Raw genomic sequence first — 14780 nt, forward strand, 5'->3', positions numbered from 1 at the left:
CAAGTGCATGTTAGTTATCGACAAGGACATTGGAGCATATGCCCAGACTGCACTACTGGCCCCTCGGCTTATTACTCGTTAGTGTCTGCGATACACCTGCCCAGGCTGTACAAGCCAACCTGCCATGGCTGTCGCAGGAGCCCTCCAGGCCAGTCCAGACACCAGGCGCGCAGGCGCTGGCGACCGAGTTGGGGCGAGACGCCCCTGCCCTCCAACCCTTGGCCTTCAACACGCTGCCAGCGGCGACCCTGGGCCTGTTCGAAGCCGTCGCCATCGCCGTCAGCCGTCACCCTTCGATTATTTCCGCCGTCAGTGCCATCGAGCAGCAGCAAGGCCAAGTTGATGGGGCCAGGGCCGGTTACTACCCCAAGATCAACGCCGGGATGAACTCCGGGCGCGTCAACACCTATGGCTATGGCCAGGTGGCGACGGTGTCGCTGTCACAGATGCTGCATGACTTCGGCAAGGTCGAGGGCTCGGTGACCCAGGCCCAGGGCCAGGTGTTCAAGCAACAGGCGCTGCTGCTCAAGCAGGTCGACAGCATCGCCGGGCAGACCGCCGAGGCCATCCTCGAAGTGCATCGGCAACAGAGCCTGTTGCAGATCGCCCAGGACCAGGTGGTCGCGGTCGAGGATGTGCTGCAGCGGGTCAAGCTGCGGGCCGACTCCGGGCTGACGCCGCAGTCGGACTTCATCCAGGCCACCACGCGCCTGCAAAGCGCCCAGGCCAACAGCCAGCAAGTGGGCACCTCGCTCAATCAATGGCGGGCGCGCCTGAAAACCCTGATCGGCTCCGCGCTGCCGGCCCGGGTCGCCGACCTGCCGCCGGACCTGGAGCGCCTGGCCCAACTCGAAACCCCACCCGACTACGGCCTGCTGCCCGATGTGCTGGCCGCCGAGGCGGATCGTCGCTCGGCCTACGGGCAACTGCAAAACGCCAAGGCCCAGCGCTATCCGACCCTGGCCCTGGAGGCCACGGCCAACCAGGCCCTCAGTGGCACCAACCCGAACAACGGGATCCGCCACGGCAGCTACAACACCCTGACCCTGACCGGCTCCATGGCGCTGTACGAAGGGGGCGCGATCTCGGCTCAGGTCCGCGGCGCCAACGCCGCCATCGAGCATGCCGAATCCACCATCAACGAAAGCCGCCTGACCGCCGAAGACGCCCTGCTGCGCGCCCATGAACTGGCGATCGGGGCCCGGGCCAGGCTCGGCATCCTCGCGCAACGCATGGCCAGCATGAGTGAAACCCGCGCGCTGTACCGCGAGCAGTACAGCGTCGGCACGCGCTCGGTGCTCGACCTGCTCAACGCCGAGCAGGAGGTCTACCAGGCTGCCGCCGACCAGGAAACCGCGCGCCATGATTTCTGGCTGGGCCTGATCACCTACATCGGCGCGGCTGGCCGCAGTCGCCAGGCTTATGGCCTGGACACTCCACCTATCGAACAGGGCGAAAACCAACGATGAACAACGCCGCAGCCTACCAACCCTGGCTCGAAGCCATGCTCAACATCGCCCGGTTCTATCGCATGGACGTCTCCGAAGAAACCGTGCGCGTCTCCCTCGCCTGGGAGCACGGCAACGACCCGGATGCGGTGCTGCGGCGCATGGCCGGGCAAATGGGCCTGATTTTGCGGTTCGAGGCGTTCTCCGAGGCCGCACTCGACCCCTGGCGCCTGCCCCTGGCGGTGGAACTCGACGACGGGCAGGTGGCGATCATCGACAAGGCCGACGCCGCGGGCAATCTCAGCGTGCTGAAAAGCGGCGAGCAGGGTCTGTTCATCAACCTGCGGCTCGGCCAGTTGCGCGAGCGCGCCGTGCGGGTGGCGATCCTGCGCCCGGAGTCGTCGGTGGCCGACGCGCGGGTCGACGACTACATCAAGCCCTACCGCCCCGACTGGTTCTGGCGCATCGCCCTGCGCGACTGGAAGCGCTACGGCGACGTCTTGCTGGCGGCAACCGTGGCCAACGTCCTGGCCCTGGCCGGGGTGATCTTTTCCATGCAGGTGTACGACCGCGTCGTACCCGCCCAGTCGGAACCGACCTTGTGGGTCCTGTTTATCGGGGTGCTGCTGGCGATCGGCTTCGAGTTCCTGTTGCGCATGGCCCGCTCGACAGTCGCCGACATGATCGGCAAGCGCGCCGACCTGAAAATCACCGATCAAGTCTTCGGCCACGCCCTGCGCCTGCGCAACGATGCCCGCTCCAAGTCCACCGGGACCTTCATCGCGCAGATTCGCGAGCTGGAGCAAGTGCGCGAACTGATCACCTCGACCACCCTCGGCGCCATCACCGACCTGCCCTTTGTCCTGTTGTTCCTGGTGATCCTCTACCTCACCGGCGGGCCCTTGGTGTACGTGGCCCTGGGCGCCCTGCCGCTGCTGATCCTGCCCGGGCTGCTGGTGCAAAAGCCCCTGGCCCGGCTCTCGGCCGAGGGCATGCGCGAGGCGGCGCTGCGCAACGCGCTGCTGGTGGAAGCGGTGCAAGGCATCGAAGACATCAAGCTGCTGCGCGCCGAGCCACGTTTTCAGAATCAGTGGAACCAGATGCACGCCGTCGCGGCGGATATCGCCATCAAGCAACGGCACCTGACCAACCTGCTGCTGACCTGGACCCAGGAGCTGCAAAGCCTGGTCTATGTCACGGTGCTGCTGGCCGGCTGCTACCTGGTGATGCGCGGCGAAATGACCACCGGTGCCCTGGTCGGCTCCTCGATCCTGGCCTCGCGGATGATGGCGCCCCTGGCGCAGATTTCCGGGATCTTCGCCCGCTGGCAACAGGCCCGCGTCGCCCGCCAGGGCCTGGACGAACTGATGAAACGCCCGGTGGACCAGCCTGAACGTTCGCGGCGCGTGCACCGCCCCTTGCTGCGTGGGCGCTTCACCCTCAAGGACGTGCAGTTTCGCTACAGCGAAAAGGACAAGCAGCCGGCACTCGATATCCAGCACCTGAATATTCACGCCGGCGAGCGCGTGGCGATTCTCGGGCGCAACGGCGCCGGCAAATCGAGCCTGCTGCAATTGCTCGCCGGCCTGCACCTGCCGCAACGGGGGAACGTGGTCCTGGACGGCCTGGAACTGACCCAGATCGACCCGGCGGACGTACGCCGGGATATCGGCCTGCTGACCCAGAATTCGCGGCTGTTCTTTGGCTCGATCCGCGACAACCTGACCCTCGGCCGGCCCATGGCCAGCGACGCCGAAATCCTCCAGGCCCTGACCCTGAGTGGCGCCCTGGCGCTGGTGCAATCCCAGGAAGGCGGCCTGGACTACCTGATCCTCGAAGGGGGCATCGGCCTTTCCGGTGGCCAGAAACAAGCCCTGCTCCTGGCCCGGACGCTGCTGCGCGAACCCAACACGCTGCTGCTCGACGAACCCACCGCGACCCTCGACGAAGTCAGCGAACGCCAGGTGCTGGAACAACTGACGCCCTGGCTCGACGGCCGCACGCTGGTGGTGGCCACCCATCGTCTGGCGGTGCTGCAGTGGGTCGATCGGGTGCTGGTGATCGATGCCGGGCGCATCGTCATGGACGGCACCAAGGAACAGGTGCTGGCCCACTTCAGCACTCAATGACTGCCCTAACTTTCTCTGTGTGAGCGAACCTCTGCCATGCCTCATTCAATGCCGATCGGACCGCATCAGGTCGATCCCCCCACACCTTCCCCCCACGTCACCGACACCCTGCCGGCGGACGGCTTCAATCGCTCCGAACAGGAGCTGCCGGGAGCTTCGCGGTTGATCGCCTGCCTGGCGCTGGCGGTCCTGGCTTTCGGCCTGTGGGCCTGGTACTTCGAGATCGACGAGGTGTCCAGCGGCACCGGCAAAGTGATCGCCTCCTCCAAGGAGCAACTGATCCAGTCCCTGGAAGGCGGTGTGCTCGCCAGCTTGAGCGTGCAAGAGGGGCAGATCGTCAGCAAGGGCCAGGTGCTGGCGCGGCTGGACCCGATCCGGGTCGAGTCGGCCGTGGAAGAAAGTGCCTCGCGCGGTCGCGCCGCCCAGGCCACCGCCGCGCGCCTGATGGCCGAGGTCAACGACACGCCCTTGCAGTTCCCGCCGCAGGTCATGGACGACCCCAGCCTGGTCGCCGCCGAAACCGCGCTCTATCACTCGCGCCGCGAAAGCCTGGACAAATCCCTGGAGGGACTCGACGAAGCCATGCACCTGATTCGCAGCGAACTGCAATTGACTGCGCCCCTGGTCGCCCAGGGAGCCGCCAGCGCCGTGGAGGTGCTGCGCCTGAAACGCCAACTCAACGAGTTGCAAAACCACTACACCGACACCCAGAGCCAGTACCTGGTCAAGGCCCGCGAGGAGCTGGCCAAGGCCAACGCCGAGATCGACGCCCAGGAATCGGTGACCCGCGGGCGCACCGATTCGCTGACCCGCCTGACCTTTACCTCGCCGGTGCGCGGGGTGATCAAAGACATCGAGATCAATACCGTCGGCGGGGTCGTCCCGCCCAATGGCCAGTTGATGCGGATCGTGCCCCTGGATGAACGCCTGCAAGTTGAAGTGCGCATCTCGCCACGAGACATCGCGTATATCCATCCAGGACAAGTGGCCAGCGTGAAAGTCTCGGCCTATGACTATTCGATTTATGGCGGGCTATCGGGAAAGGTCATATTTATCTCACCCGATACGTTGCAGGACGATGTACACCGCGACGTCTATTACTACCGGGTCCACATATTGACCGACAGCGACTCCTTATTGGACAAGGCGGGTACTCCCTTACCCATAGTGCCCGGAATGATCGCCACGGTGGACATTCGCACCGGCAGAAAAAGCGTGCTCTCTTATTTGATCAAACCGTTCAACAAGGCGCAGGAGGCACTAAGGGAGCGTTAGCAAGTTCAAAATTTTTGACATTTAACAGCAAGTAATTCTGAGCAATTGTCAACTTGCACAACAGCTGAAACACCAACACATAACATGGAGTCACCTCCCCCTTAATACAGCGAACTCAAAAATGTTGGCCGAGGGTCAGTTCTGGCGAGTCCTGAAGATATTCATGCTGCAGACAGCCCATATCACCCATCACCTTGGAAAGGCCTTATCCCCTCTCAAGCGCGGCACGCTTAGCAGTTCGCCGCCCCCTGCCACCGATGCCGAATTTGGGCCGCAACCGCGGCTTCCCCCTTTGGGCCCAGGCAATCCGCTGACACTCGCGCCGTTACTTTCCACTCGCTGCGGCACCCATTCCAACCAGATCATCACCGGCTATGCCGGTCGCATGGGGCCGCCACGGCGTGAGGAAATGGGGCCGATAACACGTGAGCTGGAAGCCGCCAGGATACTCGCCCGCTCACCTGCTGCCGCCAACCTGTTCAACGTCCGAAGACAGGTGTGCGGCGTCTTGAACCAGCCGCCGGCAACTGGCATACCGGCAGCGCGGCACACCCCAAGGCCCGGAGAGTCCTGACCTGTCAGGCATTGAGCGCTTCGAGCCGATAGCCGTAGCCATAGACCGTACTCAGCACCCAGCCGTGCTCGGCAGTCAGCTTCAGTTTGCTGCGCACGCGGTAGATATGGGTATCGAGGGTCCGAGACGACAGCACTTCATCGCGCATCCACAAGTGTTCATACAGATAGCTGCGCGACAGGGGCCGGCCCTGATTACGAAACAGCAGCAACGCCAGGTTGAACTCGCGCAGGGTCAAGGCCACGGGGGTTCCGCCAACGCAGACCTGCCCCTCATGCACGTTGAAGCGCAGGTTGCCGAAGACCACCGCCCCTTCATCGCGGCCCTTTTCGCCCTGGCGCTGGCGCAACACGTTATTCAACCGCGCGAGCAGCTCGGCCTGGCGGAAGGGTTTGCTGATGTACTCGTCGGCGCCGGCGTTCAGGGCCTGGACTACATCACGTTCAGCGCTGCGTGAGGTGACCATGATCACCGGGGGCTCGGGCCGCAAATGCTCCTTGATCCACAGCAGCACCTGCAAACCGCTGACTTCGGTGGCCTGCCAGTCGAGGATGACCAGATCAAAGGTCTCGCGCTTGAGCCGGCGCAGCAGGTCGGGACTGTTGGAAAACGCGGTACAGAGTGGGGAACTGCCGTCAGACAAATTGTAGGAACTCAGCGCCTCGCGCAACCGCTCAAGCTCCAGCGGTTGATTATCGAGAATGGCAATGCGCATGACGTAATACTCCGGGTCGACAGAGTGGCACCAACTCAAGCTCGGCCTAGTTAGAAATACACTAATAATCGGTGAATGACTGACAACTAAAAACCGAACATGCCACTTGTTAATCAATAAGACTTATCTTATCAAGAGCTAGGATAATTCTTATTTTTAATCCGCTAGTTGGTTACGGACAGCCCACGCAAGATCAAATTATTACTTTTCCAATCAAGGCGAGGGGTGTTTTCATCATGCCAACTCAATGTCGAAGCGTAAACTTAAAGTTAAAAAACCACAAAAATCAACATAAGAAAACGGACTAACATGCCATTACAAAACTCATAAAAAAATGCACTAAGCCAACTTGTAAAAAGTTCTATTTCATGAGTTAAAGCCTGCCTAGATATCGGAACCCGAGCACCGAATCACGGTCTCAAACGCTGCCCTGAAACAACGCCAGCACCTGCCTGAACCCCTCCACCAGCAACACCGCTGCCTTGGATACCGTCAGGGTGTAGACGAAACTGGCGATCAACACGCACAGCTCGAACCAGACGAACATCCCCCAGTTGCTGGCCCGCATCGGCCGCTGTGTCATCAGCCATTCGACCTTGGCCCGTGGCAGGCGATAGACCAGTTCGAAGATGTTCAACTCGCGAAAATTCCTCAACACCGCGACCACCACGGCCAACAGGACTACCACGGCAAACACGCCGAGAAACACCTGTTCAAGGGGCCCAGCCCCCTGGCCATTGAAGCTGCGCACCCCTTCCAGGAAAAACACGCTGCCGATCGCCGACACCACCGGCGCTACCACCCCGATGTAAATCAGCAACCCCAGGCACGCCACGGCAAGGCTGGTGCCGTTGACACAAACCCTGATCACCGCCGCAAGAAAGCCCGGCGAAAACTTGGAGTAGGCGCGGTGCGTCTCGATCACCAGCAGCGGAATCAACGCCGTCAGCACTGCGACGCTGATATCCAGCGCCTTCAAGCCGGTCTTGGGCAGCAACAGCGCCGCCAGAAAGGTGATGCCCCGACTGCCCACCCGCCACAGCATTTTGGCGTCGTCACTCACCTGTTGCGACCAGAACGCCTCGGTAATGCCCTTGCCATCATCCATCGTCAATGCTGCTCCTCGTCCACTTCAAAGGGTGTCTGGTTGCGCCGGGCCGATACGTTTGCCCGGACGATTCGCCACCTGGCTGGCCTGCCCGTCGCGCTGCTTGCCGTGGCGCGCTTCGCTGATCAGCGCAGGAATCAGCGGGCCTTCCGGCAGGTTCTTCCAGAACCGCGCGGGCAAGTGGCCCTGCATGACCTTGGGGTTGAGCCGCGCAGGATTGAAGATATGGCTGTAGTAGGCCAGCCACATTTCACCGCCGGGGTCTTGTACGCCTTGGGCCAATTGCTGCCAGGCCACGGGGCAGCGGCGCTGGTGAATCAGCGCCTGGCCGTCGTAATACACGCCGTCCCGGGGCGTGGCGATCATCCAGCGATGGCGGCCCATGCGCCCGATAAAGTGCTCGCTGGCGCTGGCCAGAATGTCATGGGCCGGCTCATGCCAGGCCACGTACTGCGGCTGTTCGGCAGCCGCCCCCAGGGCGCCCTCGGGCCCTGGTGGCACTTCGACAAATCGTACAAAGGCATGCAGGTGATGGGCCTCGCGGTCCACCTGCTTGATCCGCCGCTGCAATTCGCTGCCCAGTCGGTCTCCGCTGAGCATGGCCGTGCGGTCGCCGTGGCTGACCCGCCACAGCACCTCATACAGCAGGCTCCAGCGCTGCTCGCCGTGGTAGCGCGCGGCATGTTCCAACAAGCCGAGCAAGGCCTTGGGGATGCGCGCCTGCACCGGCCCCATGTGCGGCGGACACGCTTCGTCGGTGGCGAACAGGTCGGCCACTTGGGTCCCGCACCAACTGACCCGGCTCGGATCAATGCCGTGGCTGAGCAACCAGCGCGCTTGCTGGCGCCAGGTCTCGAACAGCTCGTCGCAATCCAGGCAGATCATCCCCACAAGCCCATCTGCTGAGGTTGCGGGCGCTCCCGCAACTGTTGGTAAAGCAGCGCGCTGCTGCTTTCGGCTTGCTGCGGGTGATAGTCGCTGGTGATAAAGAACGGCTTGGCCTTGCTCAGCACGCAGCGCATGCGCGCCAGGTCCTCGTAGCGGATCCGCCGCTCGCGGCGCAACTCCACCAGGCGCTGGGTGGTGCGCAGGCCGATGCCGGGGATCCTGGCGATCAGCGCCGGCTCGGCGCGGTTCAGGTCCAGAGGGAACACACTGCGGTGTTCCAGGGCCCAGGCCAGTTTCGGGTCCATGTCCAGCGCCAGGTGCCCCGGCCCCTTGAACAACTCATCGGCGCGAAAGCCATAACTGCGCAATAGAAAGTCGGCCTGATACAGACGGTGCTCGCGCATCAGTGGCGGCGCGGCCAGGGGCACGCTTTTCGGGCTGTTGGGAATGGGGCTGAAGGCCGAGTAATACACCCGGCGCAAACGAAAATTGCCGTACAGCGCTTCGGCGCTGTGGAGGATGGTGCTGTCGTCGGTATCGTCGGCGCCGACGATCATCTGGGTGCTCTGCCCCGCCGGCGCGAAACGCGGCGCCCGAGGCTCGTTGAGCACCGTCTGCTCGCCGGTGTAGATGGTCTGCATGGCCTGCTTGATCGAGCCTAGCTGCTTCTCCGGGGCCAGGGTCTGCAGGCTCAGGTCGGTGGGCAGCTCGATGTTCACGCTGAGACGATCGGCGTAGCGCCCAGCTTCGGCGATCAACAGCGGGTCGGCCTCGGGGATGGTTTTCAAATGGATATAACCGCGAAACTCGTGCTCTTCGCGCAGCAGCTTGGCCACCCGCACCAACTGTTCCATGGTGTAGTCCGCCGAGCGAATGATCCCCGAGCTGAGGAACAGCCCGCTCACACAATTGCGCCGATAAAAGTCCAGGGTCAGGGTCACCACTTCCTCGGGGCTGAACCGCGCCCGGGGCACATCGCTGGAACGGCGGTTGACGCAGTACTGGCAGTCATAGAGGCAGAAATTGGTCAGCAGGATCTTCAACAACGAAACGCAGCGCCCGTCCGGGGTATAGCTGTGGCAGATGCCCATGCCATTGGTCGAGCCCAGCCCTTCCTTGCCGGCGGAACTGCGCTTGGGCGCGCCACTGCTGGCGCAGGACGCGTCGTACTTGGCGGCGTCGGCGAGGATGCTCAGCTTGTCGATCAGCTGCATGGCTAAACCCTATACTGTTTGCATATACAGTACAGAGTCGAACCTGTCCCATTCAAGTGGCACGTGGGCCTGGCCCGAAATAAACCGCGGCCGATACCGGGAAAGCCCTGGAACCGGCCGTGAATTTACTTAAGATACCCAGCCCCCCAAGAAAGGATTCCCTCAATGCGCTCCGCCCATCGCCTCTGGTTAGTGGCTATCACCCTGCTCTGGGCCTTGCAGGCCAACGCCGATCAAGATCCGCTCAAGCTCAGCGCCAGCCTTGCGGCCAGGGTCCAGGCCAACGCTGCCTGGCAGGCCCAGGCCAAAAAGTGCCCGGCCGAATCCATGCCGGCACGCACCGCTCTCCAGCCCCTGCGAGCCGATCCCTGCCAGGGCCCGGGGCGTATGGAAAGCTGCCTGGCCCACTGCGAAACCGGCGACGCCAATGCCTGCTACTGGCTGGCCAATGGCTTGCAACCGGCCGGCGGCGCCGACCAGGGTTATGAGCCGCTGTACCAGCGGGCGTGCAGCCTGGGCTTGGTCTCCGGGTGCACCAACCGCGCCGCCGGCATGCTCGCGGCGGATGCCAACAGCCCCGAGGTTCGCCAATGCGCGGTCCAGACCTTTGCCGGCGCCTGCGACCTCGACGATCCCTGGGCCTGCACCATGTACGGCTTCCACCTCAGTCGCGGGCTCGGGGTCAAGGCCGACCTTGAGCTGGCGCTCAAGGTGCTACAGAAATCCTGCCGCTTCGGCCCGCAGGATCCGGCCTGCAGTGGCGCAGAAAAACTGCGCGAGGAGATTCTCCAGGCCCGGCGCGCCGCCGAATCCTGAACCGCTGCCGGGTCTCGGCTGAAACGGAACTGCCTGCGCCAGGCGATGCTGAAGAATTCGGCACTGGTTGCGCCACTCACGATAAACGCGTCGTTGATGGGGCAGGCTCTGCCCAAGCTCGGCCACCCAGCCCCGGCCGCTACAACGGGCCCTGGCCCGCCAATGCGCGGCGGGCCAGGCGCTGCTGCAGCCACTCATAACCGCTGACCAGCACGAGCCCCGCCAGCACCAGCATCGAACCGAGAATAAAGTTCGACTCCAGGGGTTCGTCCAGCAGCCACACGCCAAAGCCGACGCCGAACAGGGGAGTCATGAACGACAGCACCCCAAGGCGCGAGGCCAGGTAGCGGCGCAACAGGCTGAACCACACCAGGAAACTGGCGAACGACACCAGCAGCACCTGGAAGGTCAGGCTGGCAAACACCAAGGGCGTGAAATGCAGGGTGGTCTGCCCGGTCCACAGGGCCGCCAGCGACAGCCAGACAAAGCCGCCGAGCAACTGGTATTGCAGGGTCCGGGTCACGGGGCTGGCCGCCAGGCGCGAGCAGCGCACCACCACCGTGGTCGCGCCCCAGGCCACGCCGGCCAGCACCGCCAGCAAATCCCCGAGCCAGGCGTCGGCGCCCTGGGCCGGGCCGGAGTGTCCGCTGAATGCCACCACCACCCCGGAGAACGCCACGCCGATGCCCAGCCATTGCACGGCCTGGAGCCGCTCGGCCGGGAGTTTCCAGTGCAGCCCGAGGGCGGCGAAGATCGGCGCGGTGTAAAGGAAAATCACCATGTGCGAGGCCGTGGTGTAGCGCAGGCCCTCGCCCACCAGCAGAAACTCCAGAGCAAACAGCCCCCCCACCAGCAGCCCCGGGCGCCAGTGGCCCTCGCCCACGGCCAGGGTTTCCCCGCGCCAGCGCATCAAGGCCCCGACCAGCAGCGCGGCGAGGCCGGAGCGCAGGGCAATCTGCAGGATCGGCGCGATGTCGGGCGCCATGGCTTTCAACGAGACCTGCTGAAAACCCCAGACCGCACACAAGCCGACCATCAGCAGCGTGGCATTGGCATCGAGCGCTTGGCGATTGGCCATGGGGCGTCCTTGATTGGAGGAAGTGAGCTGGCATTGTCCGGCTGACAGATTTGATTGATATAGTCTTTATCCGACAACCCATACCACTTATCCGCCAAGCAGGTGTTCCATGCGCCACACCGCCCAGCATTTGCGCATCCCACCCTTTACCGAGTCGCTGCCGGCGCCGATCTTCTTTCGCACCGAGTGCATGCCGGCCCAGGCCACCTACCCGCGCCACAGCCATGCCTGGGGTGAGTTCGTCTATTCCTACAGCGGCGTGATGGAAATCGAACTGGGCGATCACCACTACCTGGCGCCGCCGCAATACGGCATCTGGCTGCCTCCGAACGTCGAGCACGTCGGCTTCAACCGCCATGCAGCGTGCCATTGCTCGCTGTACCTGAGCGCCGAGTTGTGCGGCGCCCTGCCCAGCCACCACTGCGCGCTGACCCTGAGCCCGCTGATCCTGGCGCTGCTCAACGACCTGCGCCGCGACCCGCCGAGCCAGCCCCAGACCGAGGAGCAGCAACGCCTGTTGCAGGTGCTGGTGGATAAACTGGCCCGAGCCTCATGCGCCGGCAGCTACCTGCCATCCTCCGACGACCTGCTGCTGGGCCCGGTGCTGCGTGCGCTGAAAGCCGCCCCTGGCGATCCGCGTTCGCTGCCACAACTGGCCCGCGCCGCCAACACCACCGAGCGCACCCTGATGCGCCGTGCCCAGCGCGATCTGGGCATGTCGCTAATCGAGTGGCGCCAGCGCCTGAAAGTGGTGGAAGCCCTGGCCCTGCTGGAACAGGGCCAGACCGTGGAAACCATCGGCCTGGACCTGGGCTACAGCAGCGCCTCGGCCTTTATCAGCATGTTCCGCAAGATGATGGGCGCCACCCCGGACGAGTACCGAAAAAGCTACCTGCCCCCTTCCTGAGGTGCGCCATGGCGACGGTTTTTCTTATACTGCCCGCCCCTTGACGCACAGGACTGCCCATGACTTCCAGCACGGATACGGTGGAGCGTTTTATCGCTTCCGGCCAAGACAGCTTCGATCAGGCACTGAGCTACAACGACTATTACAACTCGCATCACCCGGCCATCACGCCACTCAGTCGCAAGCCGCCCCGGGACCTGCCCGAGGCCACCCTGCAGGGGTTTTATTACTACTTGCTGCTCAACGGTCTGACCCCGCCCGTGAGCAAGGACGCCCATTGGCCACTGCTGACCCAGGCCGCCGCACAGGCCGCCGAGGTGCTGGAGCAACACGGGTTTCCGCGCTGCCGCCTGAACCGCTGGGTCATGCGCCTGTTGTTTAGCGGCGAAGTGTCGCTGACGGGGTATTCGCGCAAGCTGGCGCTGCTGACACAACTGCGGCGCTTCTCCCACCAACCCGGGATGCTGAGCAAAAAAGCCAAGCTCAAGACCGAGTTCGCCGACGATCCCTGGCTGCATCGAGAAATCGCCGCCCTGCTACGCAGCCTGCCCCTGGCCGAGGTGGCCTTTGACAACCCGATGCTGAGCTGGAACCTGGACCTGATCGGCCTGGTGTTCGTGTTCCTGCTGGGGGCCGACGCCGACTCCCAGCGCCTGCTGGAACATTGGTTCAACCAGCGTGCCGAGAGCATTGCTGATGTCCCGGGCTACAGGACCCGCGATCAGTTGCTGCGCCCCCTGGTCTGGACCCTGTTCCGCGTCAGCGAAACCGCCGACAGCGAGCAACTGACCCAGGCCCTGCTCAGCCGCTACGGCGACGCCTGGTGCCGGGACTATCAGCACCCCGGCTCCAGCTGACGCCCAGGCTCGCGCCCGGGCGGCCCTTACCGCTGCACCTGCACCATCGAGCTGACCTGGACCCGCGCCTGCATACGCTCGGCGCCGCCGCCACGGCGCATGCCGCGCACCGGGCAGGCGTCGAGGTAGTCCAGGCCGAGCGCCAGTTTCAGATGGCGTTCGGGGCGGGTCAGGCGGTTGGTCACGTCGAAGCTGTACCAGCCATCGTCGAGCCAGGCCTCGGCCCAGGCGTGGCTGGCCAGGTGGCTTTCATCCTCGGTGCACAGGTAGCCCGAAACATAGCGCGCCGGGATTCCCAGGCTGCGGGCACAGGCGAGAAACGCATGGGTGTGGTCCTGGCACACCCCGACCCCGCCGGCAAAGGACTCGGCGGCGGTGCTGTCGACCGCCGTGGCACCCGGGCTGTAAGGCATGTGGTCGGCCAGGGCGTGCATCAGGTCGGTGAGCGCCGCGCGATCACGGCGCGCACCGCAGTGCTGCAAGGCAAAGGCACTCAAGGCGGCGTCGCACTGGGTCAGGTGGCTGCTGCGCAGAAACGGCAGCGGCGACTGGCTATCAGGCTCGACCTCCCGGGAGCGGTCGATTTCCACCTCGCCATAGGCGGTGAGCACAATGGCGCCGTGGGGTTCGTCCAGGGTCAGCACATGCAGGATGTTGCCGTAGGGATCGATCTGGCTGCGCACCAGGCGCGGCAGTTCCAGGTGCCATTGCAGAATGCGCTGGCGCTGACTGTCCTGGGGCGTCAGGCGCAAGAACTGGATGCTGGTGCAGACCTCGTCGGCGTAGCTGTAGGTGGTGTCGTGACGGATGGACAGTTTCATACAACCTCCAGATAAGACTCGTGCACGGTCTGCCCCAGGTGGCGAACCCGGGCGATGAAATCGCTCAGCCACAGGTGCAGTCCCGAGGCCAGGATTTCGTCGATCCCGGTATAGCGCAGGCGTGCATTCAGCTCCGCCGCCAGGCGCTGGGCCGGACGCCCGTTGGTGCCGGGCAGGCTGGCGAGAATGTGGTCCAGCTCTTCGATACAGGCGTGCAGCGAACGCGGCACATCGGCGCGCAACAGCAGCATTTCCGAGACCTGTTCGGCATTCGGCGCATTGCGGTAGATCTCGTTGAACGCCTCGAACGACGACAGGGCCCGCAACAGGGCGCTCCACTGGTAATAACCCCGGGCCGAGTTGTCGCTGACCTCCTCGGACTCTTCGCCGAACATTTCGTAGCGTGCGTCCAGCAGGCGCAAGGTGTTGTCGGCGCGCTCCAGGAAGGTCCCCAGGCGAATAAAGCAGTAGGCATCGTTGCGCATGATGGTGCCCGAGGTGGCGCCGCGAAACAGGTGCGAGCGTTCCTTGACCCACTCGCAGAAATGGCTGATGCCGTAGCGGCCCAGGCCATTGCTGGCGATGTTGCGCATTTCCAGCCAGGTGGCGTTGATGTTCTCCCACATGTCGGCGGTGATCCGCCCGCGCACCGCATGGGCGTTGCTGCGCGCCGCCCGCAGGCAGCTGAAAATGCTGCCGGGATTGGTTTCATCGAGGGCGAAGAAATGCAGCATGCGCTCGGTATTGAGCTCACCGTAACGCTCGTTGTAATCGTCCAGGGTGCCGGCAGCCAGCAGCGACATCGCCAGTTCGGCGTGACCGTCGCTGCGCCCGGCCTGGGGCATCAGCGACAGCGAGTAACTGACCTCGAGCATGCGCGCCAGGTTCTCCGCGCGCTCCAGGTAACGGGACATCCAGTACAGATCGGAAGCGGTTCTTGAAAGCATGTG

Annotated in this window: 13 protein-coding genes; 6 read left to right on the top strand and 7 right to left on the bottom strand. The window is 63.8% G+C overall.

The annotated features are described in order from the left end of the window. Window positions 1–218: 218 nt before the first annotated feature. The 3 genes from CF161_RS21755 to CF161_RS21765 are packed head-to-tail and all read left to right on the top strand — an operon-like array spanning window position 219 to window position 4852. Complete coding sequence (locus CF161_RS21755) at window positions 219–1469, top strand: TolC family outer membrane protein (protein ID WP_020298769.1); 1251 nt, start codon at window positions 219–221, stop codon at window positions 1467–1469. Continuing rightward, window positions 1466–3577, top strand: a complete 2112-nt coding sequence (locus tag CF161_RS21760; protein WP_020298770.1) for a type I secretion system permease/ATPase — start codon at window positions 1466–1468, stop codon at window positions 3575–3577. Before CF161_RS21755 ends, CF161_RS21760 begins: the two co-directional genes overlap by 4 nt. Before the next feature lie 48 nt (window positions 3578–3625). After that, window positions 3626–4852: an HlyD family efflux transporter periplasmic adaptor subunit gene (locus tag CF161_RS21765; RefSeq protein ID WP_020298771.1), complete on the top strand. Its 1227-nt coding sequence runs from the start codon at window positions 3626–3628 to the stop codon at window positions 4850–4852. 578 nt (window positions 4853–5430) lie between these two features. Here the strand turns inward: CF161_RS21765 and CF161_RS21770 are convergent. From CF161_RS21770 to CF161_RS21785, 4 genes are all read right to left on the bottom strand, one after another. Continuing rightward, complete coding sequence (locus CF161_RS21770) at window positions 5431–6141, bottom strand: response regulator transcription factor (RefSeq protein ID WP_020298772.1); 711 nt, start codon at window positions 6139–6141, stop codon at window positions 5431–5433. Between the two features lie 418 nt (window positions 6142–6559). After that, the gene (locus CF161_RS21775; protein ID WP_020298773.1) at window positions 6560–7249 is read right to left on the bottom strand and encodes a hypothetical protein; all 690 of its coding nucleotides are present in this window, start codon (window positions 7247–7249) and stop codon (window positions 6560–6562) included. Window positions 7250–7273: 24 nt separating this feature from the next. After that, complete coding sequence (locus tag CF161_RS21780; protein WP_020298774.1) at window positions 7274–8134, bottom strand: TIGR03915 family putative DNA repair protein; 861 nt, start codon at window positions 8132–8134, stop codon at window positions 7274–7276. Beyond that, entirely contained in the window at window positions 8131–9351 is a 1221-nt protein-coding gene (locus CF161_RS21785; protein WP_020298775.1) for a putative DNA modification/repair radical SAM protein, read from the bottom strand. Before CF161_RS21785 ends, CF161_RS21780 begins: the two co-directional genes overlap by 4 nt. A 165-nt stretch (window positions 9352–9516) precedes the next feature. Here CF161_RS21785 and CF161_RS21790 point away from each other — a divergent pair, with 165 nt between their 5' ends. Further along, the gene (locus CF161_RS21790) at window positions 9517–10167 is read left to right on the top strand and encodes a sel1 repeat family protein (protein ID WP_020298776.1); all 651 of its coding nucleotides are present in this window, start codon (window positions 9517–9519) and stop codon (window positions 10165–10167) included. A 139-nt stretch (window positions 10168–10306) separates the two neighbouring features. On the opposite strand, the gene CF161_RS21795 is transcribed toward CF161_RS21790, so the two are convergent. Then, window positions 10307–11245 (bottom strand): DMT family transporter, encoded by a 939-nt coding sequence (locus CF161_RS21795; RefSeq protein ID WP_020298777.1) that lies wholly within the window; start codon window positions 11243–11245, stop codon window positions 10307–10309. Window positions 11246–11354: 109 nt separating this feature from the next. Here CF161_RS21795 and CF161_RS21800 point away from each other — a divergent pair, with 109 nt between their 5' ends. After that, complete coding sequence (locus CF161_RS21800) at window positions 11355–12152, top strand: helix-turn-helix transcriptional regulator (protein ID WP_020298778.1); 798 nt, start codon at window positions 11355–11357, stop codon at window positions 12150–12152. A 59-nt stretch (window positions 12153–12211) separates the two neighbouring features. Next, a complete protein-coding gene (locus CF161_RS21805; protein WP_020298779.1) occupies window positions 12212–13009 on the top strand; it encodes a hypothetical protein in 798 nt (265 codons plus the stop codon). Between the two features lie 26 nt (window positions 13010–13035). On the opposite strand, the gene CF161_RS21810 is transcribed toward CF161_RS21805, so the two are convergent. Next, complete coding sequence (locus CF161_RS21810; RefSeq protein ID WP_020298780.1) at window positions 13036–13830, bottom strand: transglutaminase family protein; 795 nt, start codon at window positions 13828–13830, stop codon at window positions 13036–13038. Further along, entirely contained in the window at window positions 13827–14777 is a 951-nt protein-coding gene (locus CF161_RS21815; RefSeq protein ID WP_020298781.1) for an alpha-E domain-containing protein, read from the bottom strand. Before CF161_RS21815 ends, CF161_RS21810 begins: the two co-directional genes overlap by 4 nt. Between the last annotated feature and the right edge of the window lie 3 nt (window positions 14778–14780).

Origin of the sequence: Pseudomonas sp. CF161, from assembly GCF_000416215.1 — a bacterium.
GTDB lineage: Bacteria > Pseudomonadota > Gammaproteobacteria > Pseudomonadales > Pseudomonadaceae > Aquipseudomonas.

Coding starts and splice junctions, on each gene's coding strand:
- CF161_RS21760 (WP_020298770.1), top strand. CDS start 1,466: ATGAACAACGCCGCAGCCTACCAACCCTGGCTCGAAGCCATGCTCAAC.
- CF161_RS21765 (WP_020298771.1), top strand. CDS start 3,626: ATGCCGATCGGACCGCATCAGGTCGATCCCCCCACACCTTCCCCCCAC.
- CF161_RS21770 (WP_020298772.1), bottom strand. CDS start 6,141: ATGCGCATTGCCATTCTCGATAATCAACCGCTGGAGCTTGAGCGGTTG.
- CF161_RS21775 (WP_020298773.1), bottom strand. CDS start 7,249: ATGGATGATGGCAAGGGCATTACCGAGGCGTTCTGGTCGCAACAGGTG.
- CF161_RS21780 (WP_020298774.1), bottom strand. CDS start 8,134: ATGATCTGCCTGGATTGCGACGAGCTGTTCGAGACCTGGCGCCAGCAA.
- CF161_RS21785 (WP_020298775.1), bottom strand. CDS start 9,351: ATGCAGCTGATCGACAAGCTGAGCATCCTCGCCGACGCCGCCAAGTAC.
- CF161_RS21790 (WP_020298776.1), top strand. CDS start 9,517: ATGCGCTCCGCCCATCGCCTCTGGTTAGTGGCTATCACCCTGCTCTGG.
- CF161_RS21795 (WP_020298777.1), bottom strand. CDS start 11,245: ATGGCCAATCGCCAAGCGCTCGATGCCAATGCCACGCTGCTGATGGTC.
- CF161_RS21800 (WP_020298778.1), top strand. CDS start 11,355: ATGCGCCACACCGCCCAGCATTTGCGCATCCCACCCTTTACCGAGTCG.
- CF161_RS21805 (WP_020298779.1), top strand. CDS start 12,212: ATGACTTCCAGCACGGATACGGTGGAGCGTTTTATCGCTTCCGGCCAA.
- CF161_RS21810 (WP_020298780.1), bottom strand. CDS start 13,830: ATGAAACTGTCCATCCGTCACGACACCACCTACAGCTACGCCGACGAG.
- CF161_RS21815 (WP_020298781.1), bottom strand. CDS start 14,777: ATGCTTTCAAGAACCGCTTCCGATCTGTACTGGATGTCCCGTTACCTG.